This window comes from Psychromonas arctica DSM 14288, from assembly GCF_000482725.1.
Lineage (GTDB): Bacteria > Pseudomonadota > Gammaproteobacteria > Enterobacterales > Psychromonadaceae > Psychromonas > Psychromonas arctica.
Window position 1 is genome coordinate 7,298 of sequence record NZ_KI519493.1, and the last position, 8,930, is coordinate 16,227.

The 8,930-nt window shown below is 35.1% G+C and carries 11 protein-coding genes and 1 pseudogene; 10 read left to right on the forward strand and 2 right to left on the reverse strand.

The window, feature by feature from the left end; genetic code table 11:
• Positions 1–317 precede the first annotated feature (317 nt).
• The 4 genes from H592_RS0121075 to H592_RS0121090 all read left to right on the forward strand — a co-directional run bounded on the left by H592_RS0121075 (position 318) and on the right by H592_RS0121090 (position 3,334).
• Positions 318–1,055: a DUF6088 family protein gene (locus H592_RS0121075; protein ID WP_028870502.1), complete on the forward strand. Its 738-nt coding sequence runs from the start codon at positions 318–320 to the stop codon at positions 1,053–1,055.
• A gap of 14 nt (positions 1,056–1,069) precedes the next feature.
• Positions 1,070–2,038, forward strand: coding sequence for a nucleotidyl transferase AbiEii/AbiGii toxin family protein (locus H592_RS0121080; protein ID WP_028870503.1), 969 nt, complete (start codon positions 1,070–1,072; stop codon positions 2,036–2,038).
• A gap of 674 nt (positions 2,039–2,712) precedes the next feature.
• Positions 2,713–2,991 carry a type II toxin-antitoxin system prevent-host-death family antitoxin gene (locus H592_RS0121085; protein WP_028870504.1) on the forward strand — a complete coding sequence of 93 codons (279 nt, stop codon included), beginning with the start codon at positions 2,713–2,715 and terminating at the stop codon, positions 2,989–2,991.
• On the forward strand, positions 2,975–3,334 hold the full coding sequence (locus H592_RS0121090) for a type II toxin-antitoxin system RelE/ParE family toxin (RefSeq protein ID WP_037072490.1): 360 nt from the start codon (positions 2,975–2,977) through the stop codon (positions 3,332–3,334). Before H592_RS0121085 ends, H592_RS0121090 begins: the two co-directional genes overlap by 17 nt.
• Before the next feature lie 189 nt (positions 3,335–3,523).
• On the opposite strand, the gene H592_RS23800 is transcribed toward H592_RS0121090, so the two are convergent.
• Complete coding sequence (locus tag H592_RS23800) at positions 3,524–3,736, reverse strand: site-specific integrase (RefSeq protein ID WP_028870506.1); 213 nt, start codon at positions 3,734–3,736, stop codon at positions 3,524–3,526.
• Between the two features lie 260 nt (positions 3,737–3,996).
• Between H592_RS23800 and H592_RS0121100 the strand changes: the two genes are divergently transcribed.
• The 5 genes from H592_RS0121100 (at position 3,997) to H592_RS0121120 (ending at position 7,413) form a co-directional block, all read left to right on the forward strand.
• On the forward strand, positions 3,997–4,461 hold the full coding sequence (locus tag H592_RS0121100) for a hypothetical protein (protein ID WP_028870507.1): 465 nt from the start codon (positions 3,997–3,999) through the stop codon (positions 4,459–4,461).
• Positions 4,461–5,489 carry a serine/threonine-protein kinase gene (locus H592_RS0121105; protein ID WP_028870508.1) on the forward strand — a complete coding sequence of 343 codons (1,029 nt, stop codon included), beginning with the start codon at positions 4,461–4,463 and terminating at the stop codon, positions 5,487–5,489. The genes H592_RS0121100 and H592_RS0121105 overlap by 1 nt, the downstream gene beginning before the upstream one ends.
• Positions 5,486–5,683 carry a hypothetical protein gene (locus H592_RS0121110; protein WP_028870509.1) on the forward strand — a complete coding sequence of 66 codons (198 nt, stop codon included), beginning with the start codon at positions 5,486–5,488 and terminating at the stop codon, positions 5,681–5,683. Before H592_RS0121105 ends, H592_RS0121110 begins: the two co-directional genes overlap by 4 nt.
• Positions 5,684–5,779: 96 nt before the next feature.
• A complete protein-coding gene (locus H592_RS23470; RefSeq protein ID WP_028870510.1) occupies positions 5,780–6,409 on the forward strand; it encodes a hypothetical protein in 630 nt (209 codons plus the stop codon).
• Positions 6,410–6,519: 110 nt separating this feature from the next.
• Positions 6,520–7,413, forward strand: a complete 894-nt coding sequence (locus H592_RS0121120; protein WP_156916174.1) for a hypothetical protein — start codon at positions 6,520–6,522, stop codon at positions 7,411–7,413.
• Between the two features lie 19 nt (positions 7,414–7,432).
• On the opposite strand, the pseudogene H592_RS0121125 reads toward H592_RS0121120, so the two are convergent.
• Positions 7,433–8,590: pseudogene (locus H592_RS0121125) on the reverse strand (IS110 family transposase); the annotation flags it as partial.
• A 78-nt stretch (positions 8,591–8,668) separates the two neighbouring features.
• Here H592_RS0121125 and H592_RS24140 point away from each other — a divergent pair.
• Positions 8,669–8,930: helix-turn-helix domain-containing protein (locus tag H592_RS24140; protein WP_028870513.1), on the forward strand; the 262-nt coding region annotated here is incomplete at its 3' end.

The window sequence follows — 8,930 nt, forward strand, 5'->3', positions numbered from 1 at the left end:
AAGGTTTTGAACGAACGATTTAGTATTCATAGTCTTTACCTTTAATACGTTATGATCACTTATAAGTATAGACAACAATTAACAGGAACAGAGCCTTTTAATTACACCCACTTTCTCCCAATACCGAACGTAATAAACTATCTCGCTTCCGTCCCCATGGTGACTTAGAGTCGCCACTAACTAACTAATTATTAAAAAATTAAAAAACTGTTCATTAAACCTCTTATATGCAAATAAAAATGTCAGGAACTATTTGTAAAAAACTGGACATTTGTTGGTATGAAGACATACAATATAAAACATATGGAGAAGTCAAAATGAACATTACACAGTCAGTAAGTCAGCAAATAGAGCGCATGCGATCAGGCAAGCTATTTTCTTATCAGGATATCCCGAGTTATTCTGAGCACGGTGATGCAGTTGTAAAAGCGATTAGCCGAAATGCAAAAAAGTTAGGCTTAGTAAAGATTAAGAAAGGTCTCTTTTACAAATCTGAAATTGGTCGATTTGGCCCTATGGCCCCGAAAAGCAATGATGTTATTGAATATTTTACTTCACGTAAAAGAAAGACTGTTGGTTATGTAACGGGCCCCGCATTATATTATCGTTGGGGGTTGACTACACAGATACCAGCAGAGGTTACGATTGCAACTTCTACAAAAAAACGTGAAAAAGCAAACCTATCTGGGCTTAGGATAACGACTACGCCTGCACGTTATAAAGTGACTAAGAACAATACTCAGGTATTACAATTCTTAGACATTCTGAAAAATATAGATCGCATTCCTGATGCAGAAACACAAGCAGTATCGACAAAATTAGCCGTTCGACTAAAAGGCTTTTCACCTGAAAAAATATCTGTAATGGAAAAAATAGCTGTAGAGGCTTATTCAGAAAGAACTAAGGCTTTACTTGGCTCTTTCTTAGAAACATACATGAATTATTTTAGTGAAGAATTGAAAAGTTCGTTAAATCCAACGTCTAAGTATGTCTTTAATTGTGCTAACAAATGGAAAAATGCAGAAAAGAATTGGCGATTAGCATCAAGTAAATAAGAAAAGGAATAGTTGTGTTATTACATAAAGATGAAGGTGCACTTGAAGAGGCAATTCGAGCAACAGCTAATAGCCTTTCACTACCTGTTGAGTATGTAGAAAAAGATTATTGGGTTACATTCGCTCTAAAGACCCTCGCTTTATCGAATATTGGGGATGAGATAGTATTTAAAGGGGGGACGTCTTTAAGTAAGGCGTATAACTTAATCTCTCGATTCTCAGAAGATATAGACATAGCGGTGTTAACAGATGGACTAAATGGTAATCAGGTAAAAACAAAACTAAAAAAAACCACAAAACTTATTGATACTATATATGAAGAAATTGAGTCTCCTGATACTTCGAAAGGCTCAAAATTCAGAAAAATGCGATTCCAATATCCAAGAATTGATAGCTCTACTCCTGTTGAAGGGCAAATTACCGATAGCTTATTGTTAGAAGTTAATGCGTTTGCAGATCCTGAGCCATATAAGAAAATAGGCATGTTGTCGTATGTTGCAGAATATTTTTTAAAAAGCGGATTTGAAAATGCTGTTAAAGAATATGAGCTTGAAGAATTTGAAATGAATGTGTTATGTACTTCACGTACCCTTTGTGAAAAGATTATGGGGCTAGTTAAAGCATCTCACGGAGATGACCATCTCAATCAAATCACTCAAAAGATTAGGCATATATATGACATCCATTATCTAGTCACAGATAAATTTACCTGTGATTTTTTAGAGTCGGATAAATTTATAGATATGATTACTAAGGTTGTAGCAAGTGATAAAGAGGTTCTAGGCGACACGACTTGGTTAGATAGCCCATTATCCGATGCATGTGTATTCTCAAGCCTGCCTGATATTTGGCCTGCTCTTGAAAAAACATACAATGGTGAGTTTAAAGCAATGGTTGTAGGAGACTACGTCCCTTCGATGACTGAATTAACTAAGTCTATGTTGAGAGTTCATAAACAGTTAGTTAAATTTGATTCTGAGTAAAAAGTTCCAAAAATTCGCAGTCCCATTCGGAGAGATCTAAAAATCGATTAGATTTTAAAAATGAGTTACATTATACAATGCTTACAAGGGGTATTCACTTATTGCGACTCAAAGTGGTTCATCGCGATTCAAAGCGATTAAAAACTGAAATAAGAAAGATTAACGAGAAATTTAAAATATATGAAATCTGTAACTAACTGTATTTACAAGACAAACCGCTTTTCCATTGCCCCTATGCTTGATTGGACTGATTCTTAGAGCGTTGCTTGCTTTCTGGTGGTAGAGGTGGACTATAGGCGTACCATTTTTAATTTTAGGCTAAAAGGCGTACCGAGATAATCTAGTTATAATTACTACTTAAATTCCCAACCTCCTTACCTTTTAACATTTATAGATGTTATTGAAGCCTGTTTTTCTTTTATATATGGAAAAGAGAATGAGCGTTATAGTAAATACTTATACTTATACTACGACTTCGTAATCGATGATTTTTTATCGCCTCAGAATAAAAATACAGTAAACATACGAAAGTCTAAATTTAGTCTATATTTGGTTTTTTTGTTTTTGATGGTAAAATACTATGTCGATGTGATTTATTTCAGATTGGCTTCTATGGAATGTATGTGCGGTGATAACTAACGTGAATACATTTCTTATTTAAAAGGAGAATAGTTATGCATGTAGAAACAATAAGTTTTTTAAAAAAAAATGCAGCGAATCTTCCATTGGAAGAGCCGTTGATTATTACTCAGAATGGTAAACCAGCTTATGTTATCGAATCTATTCAGGATAGAGAAGAGCGTGAAGAGGCTATTGCCCTATTAAAACTTGTTAGCTTTGCAAAAAACGATAAACAAGCAGGACGAGTAATGTCATCCAGCTCTTTTAAGGAACGGTTAGCACAACGTAAATCATCCTTAACGGAGTTAAATAATAATGACCACAGTAAGTAAAGTAAGTATTGAATATACCCAAACATTTATTAACTCTACAGATCTGGCTATAACACATTTTATGCCCTGGAATAGCGAGGTAAGTGTTTTAGAAAAAATAGAAGATACAATCAATACTTTTGAAAATGCAATAAGCGACAACCCGTTTATATATCCTGTATCATCCAGCCTTTTCGATGTGGCAGGTATCTCAAGTGTACGAGAGGCAAATATAAACGGCTATAGATTACTATATGAAGTCGAGGAACACGCAGGAAAAAAGATGATCACGGCTTTTCTTTTATTAGGTCAACGTCAGTCCGTTAGAGAACAACTAATTAAACATTGTTTGATGCAACGGTAGAGTATTACTGTACCCCCTTCATCGCGTTTTTTTTCATTATTACTAAATTACTATTCTCTGAAGTTACACAAGGAGGCGATTTAATTCAGTTACGTATACAGTCCTTTTAAAGTTGAGCTTTAATGTTAATGGTTTATCTAAAAATTCGCGATACAAATACACTAATGCATTCAGTGCTAATGCTTGACATTATTTAGAATAAAAAGGAGGAGCTACTCTTTTCGTGTTGGCAAGGTATGAAAGGAAGGACTCTACTTCATGATCATGACATTTAAAGGGATGCATTTTATTGTTAAAGTAAATATAAAATTTTATCCAATACAAATAAGCCTTAATAGATTTTTCAGCATAGAATTTAACACGCATGCTTTCTGCTACAGCATTTAAAAATGGAGACTTCATCTATTTCTCTCCTTTAAAATTTTATATGTTTTTATATACAGTCTAGTCGATTTTCCACGTTTCCACTGTTAATTTGGACTTTTTCCATCTTTCCACATGACAAATATTTGATTAAGCATCTTAATTGTTTGATTTTATGTACCATAAATGTATTGTTATGTTAATTTTGACAAATTAATATATTCCGTATTTCTACCAAAAATATGGAATTTTTCGGTTTAATAAACTGTTAGGGCTCTCCGTCCACTCAAAGGGATCTTATGAATATTTTAGGAATCAGAGTAGAACCTAAAAAAACAACATTTTCAGTTATTAGCACTGAAAATGAAAACTACAAAATAATCAATATTGAGCTTATTAAAATTCCAGCAGCATTAGATTTTCCTGAGAAATTAAAATATATTCGAAATTGTGTCTTAGATATATTGCGAGAATATAATATTTCAATTGCAGGAATTAGGGTTGCGGAGAGTAATGCACAAAACTTAGATGTAACAAGATTGCACATTGAAGGTGTTATTCAAGAAGCATTTTCCAGTAGCAATGTTGAACAATATTTTGTTGGTAGAAAAAATTCAATCGCCTCTAAATTAAATATGACAGGTAAAGAATTAGAGTCCGTATTTAAAGGAGATAAGGAGTTTGAATTGATCGACAATTGGGATGCTTGTCGAACTAGGCCGGCACGAGAATCCGTTTTGACAGCGATGGGGGCACTAGCTTAATGTTTGCATATCAAAAAGCTCAAGTATCATTTAAAAAGTTAGAAGAAATTGGGCATGAAGGTAAAAACTCAAAAGTATACCGAGCCCACGATCAAAATTTAGATGCAGAAATAGTCATTAAAGAAATAGAAATAAAACATGGTTTTTCTTCTAAAGATTACTTCGAAGAAGCACAGGCGCTGTATAAAAGTACGCACCCGAATATTGTTCAAGTTTGCTATGCATGTGAAGATGACAAAAAAGTTTATGTGGCTTCGCCTTTTTATCGTAATGGTTCTCTTAAAAAGAGGATGGCACAAAAAAGCCTTACTGTTAGAGAGATCATTAGATACTCAACTCATTTCTTAAACGGCTTACATAATGTACATTCAAAGGGATTGATTCATTTTGACATAAAACCTGATAATGTTCTTATTTCTGATAGAAATGAAGCCTTATTAGCTGATTTTGGTCAATCAAAACCAATGGACAGAAACGGCCTAGCAAAACAGCCAATGCTATATGGAAAGCAATTCCCTCCAGAATACTTCGGTAATACTCAATATATTTTTGACAATAGATTTGATATTTATCAAGCGGGTTTAACTATGTATCGTATGTGTGTTGGAGACAAAGAGTTTGACCGCCAGTTTAGCAAGTATAAAACATGGCCAGAGCTTGGTGGTGATGTAAGAGCTGGTAACTTCCCAGATAGAAAGGCATATCCTTTGCATATTCCTAAAAAGTTAAAAACAGTGATAAATAAATGTTTAAAGCCTAATCCGGGGGATCGTTATGGCTCACCTGTAGAGATTGTAAACGGACTTGCAGATATTGATGGTTCTATCCTAGACTGGGAGTATATTCTAGATAAAAACAAAAGAATATGGCGACAAGAAATTGAGGGGACAATCAAAATGATTGAAGTATGTGAAAAGAGAACTTCAAAAGCCTATAAACATGGTGTAAATTCAGCTACAAGACGAGTCAAAGAATTCTGTTTAGCTGACATAGAAGACAAAAAAATAGTTGAGTTCTTAGAGAAATGAAAAAATTAGCGGCAAACTCAAAATCTGAATTAACAAATAGAGCGAAAGTTGTTAGCAACCGTCGTACTACCCCCTATTTGGATAAATTGCCGAAAATTACAGAAAGCATGTATGACAACCTACCTGATTTTAAGTCAACTAGCTCAAGCTTTATAGATATGAGTAATCCTAAAAAAGCCCTAACAAGCTGTTAAACAAGGACTAAATACAGTTGGCTCATGCTCCTTCGTCGCATATTTTAGCCAACTATATTTAGCCTGTTAACAGGGCGTTAGCTTTTTGGAGGTCTATTGGAAGATTTAGTATTAATCTTAAATATTGCTGTGGTGATTTCTATATCCATCGGAGGCTTGGTTGTTAAAAACTACTTTCCCAAGTATTTGTCTGAAAAAGCGAAAAACTTAGCGACAAAAGAAGATATTGGGCAGATTACAGACCAAGTAGAATCTATTAAACGTCAACATGCCGTTGAACTAGAAAAGATCAAAACAGAACTGGATGTGAAAGGAGCTCTTCGTCAGTCATTTCAATCTAAAAGTTTGGACGCTCTGACCGCAATTGATGAGTTACTCGTAGAAATTCATTTATACAGCTGGAAGCAACTCGCTGAACGATCACCAAATGAACATTACGTTTGGAGTAATGTCGACACTTTAGCCGACAATCGACATTTTCATTATTATCGTGTCGCTATAGATAAAGTTAAAATGGTTCACGGCCTTTACCTTACTTCAGCAGCAAAGCAAGCTTTGTCAGACTTATCTCAATCCTTAAGCATGCTATCTAGTATGGAACTTGCTCTCGGCAGTGATCCTGACGAAGCTATTTTAGAATCTGCAGTTCCGGGTTATTCGTCAGCCATTGAGTCTGTTGAAAAGTGTAGAAAGAAGCTAATGCATGAGCTGGGAGTACAAAGCTAACAAAGCGTTTAAGAGAGATTCCTCAACGTTTGCCGGTTTCGCTTCGGTCAAGATTATGGCAAACGTATCGTCACGCCTTAACGCGGCGTTAGCTTTCCATGGAGATTGAATTGCCCATCGTGCCTTATATTGCATTAGCCGTTTCATTAGTTGCACTGTCTTTCGTCATTCGAAATTATTTGCGAAAGTCTGGGATTAACGTAAAAGGTCAATTTTGTATTAGTTCAAGTGCTTACGCAGAAGACCAATATGTAAGTAATTTTACTGTTGAAAACTTCAAAGATAGACCCGTAATTATATTCAAGGTATTCCTGCGTGTAGGTCATAACTATTATATTGAGTTGTCTGATTTTGAAGATGAGCCAAAAATTTTAAAACCTTATGAGTCGTTTACTCAGATTTTAGAGCCTGTTGATTATTACTGTGTAAATATGAACCGAATAAAAATGAATAAACTACTTAGTTCAAAAGAAGTTAAAACTTGCTTGGTTCTATCAACATCACACGGAAAGTATATTGTAAAAGAGTGGATTAAAAGATGGGATCCTATTGCTGATTTCTTCGATAATCATTACACAGCACCAATTCAACCTATGCGCTCAAATACTAAAAATGGCTTCTATGGGGCTGGTTTTTCTTACTTAGTAAAATTATCAACAGAAGATGGGTACACTAAAACCATTCCTGTTTATTCCGAAGATTATAATTATCCAAGATTTCAAAAGTTTAGATTAACTCGAGATTCATTGTCGTCTAAAGCGAATCTTGAAGAATTCTTAACTGAGCAAGCAATCAATGATAAGCTAAATTGTGTAAATGTTGAGGTTTTAGACGGTAAAGAATTACTTAGTAAATCTTATGGTTCAGGGTTTAATAAAACTTTTGAAGCAAAAAAATATAGTTGGTTTACCTATTTTGTTATGGGTAAACTTTTAACCAAGCTTAGCGATTTACGGATGTACTTCATAAATCGTAAGCAAAGGAAAGCTAACAACACGCCCTGAGGTGGACCGCTAGTAAAAATTAGCTTTTTATTGCAAATTTTAATAGCGGTGAATTCCTTCGTTTAAGCGCCTCTAAATATCTTGATTCATCGTACGGAGTATTGGTTTTCCAACACTTAAAAACTATCCTGATCCACTTGAACGCTAACGATCTTATTATGCTGTTATGTGGTTTTCCTTTGCTTTTTTGTTGCTCATAATAAGCCTTTGCCCAAAACGAATATCGGACAGAAAATCCAGCCCATTCAACAAATGTTTGTCTTAAAAATGTCGGGCAACTATAACGCCAATGTGTCCACATCTTCTTCCCACTACGCTCAATGACTGGGGCAATACCCGCATATTGTTGTAGTTCACAAGCATTTTGATAACGCTCTCTATCACTACCAAATGCGACTAATAATCGTGGTGCAAGTTGTGGGCCTGCACCAGGTAAGCTATCAAATATTACTTTATCATGTTGTGTTTTATAAGTTGCTTTTATTGCTTTATCGAGTTTTTCAATACCTTTTAACAACACTTTAAATTGAGCAATGAGTACCTCTACTAGCATTTGGTTAGGTTCAATAATACCTTTGTCCTCAGTTAACGGCATTGCATTCTGAATGCTGATAATTCGTGCGTTATTCACCTCTGAGTAATGTGAATTATGGCTATCGAAGAAGTCTAATAACGTTTGTTTTCTTGCCTTTTTTACCTTAGCAAGTGAGGGCCATTTTTGAATGAAGTCACAAAATATCATCGTGTCTTTTTCTCCAAACCATTCAAGTGCTTGAGGGTAGTAGTTCTTTAATGTTGCCGTGATTTTATTTGACAAATCTACGCTGTCTTGCACTAAACTTCGACGGTACTCAACTAGCTGTGCTAGTGATCGCATTTTGACTGATTCAGGTGTGATCACAGTTAGTTTATCCATGTGCAAGGTAAGAATTTCAACTTGTATCAATGCATCAGAAGGGTCATCTTTTGCCCCACTTGGGGTAAATGCCTTACGGTATTTTGCCACCGTTGAAGGATTTATTGTGAATAAGGTGAGGTGATCATATTTGGCTAATGCATAAATTAATGGGCCTTTTTTGAGTTCACAAACAATTGCAATTTTTTGGTTTGGATAACGTTGTTTGAGGTTCATTGCCCAATCATTAAGGGCTTCTGGTTTATGTTTGATAATGGAGTATATACCCGTGATCTTTGATAATGCTTTTCATTTGTAAAAAAAAATTGAAATTTAATTTTAAAAGATCACACTAAGGAAATGCAGATATCATTGACCGGCCAAGAGAAGCTAGCGTTAGAATCACGCCATAAAAAGTGCAGTGATAAACGGGAGTGCGACCGAATTAAAGCGATTCTATTATCGGATGAAGGTTGGTCAACGATAATGATTTCTCAGGCCCTACGAAAGCATCAATCCAGCATTGTTCGTCATTTAAATGAATATGCCGATAGTCAGAAGAAAACTTCAAATAATGGCGGCTCTGATAGTTACTTGGATAGTGCTCAAACCAAGCTGGTCA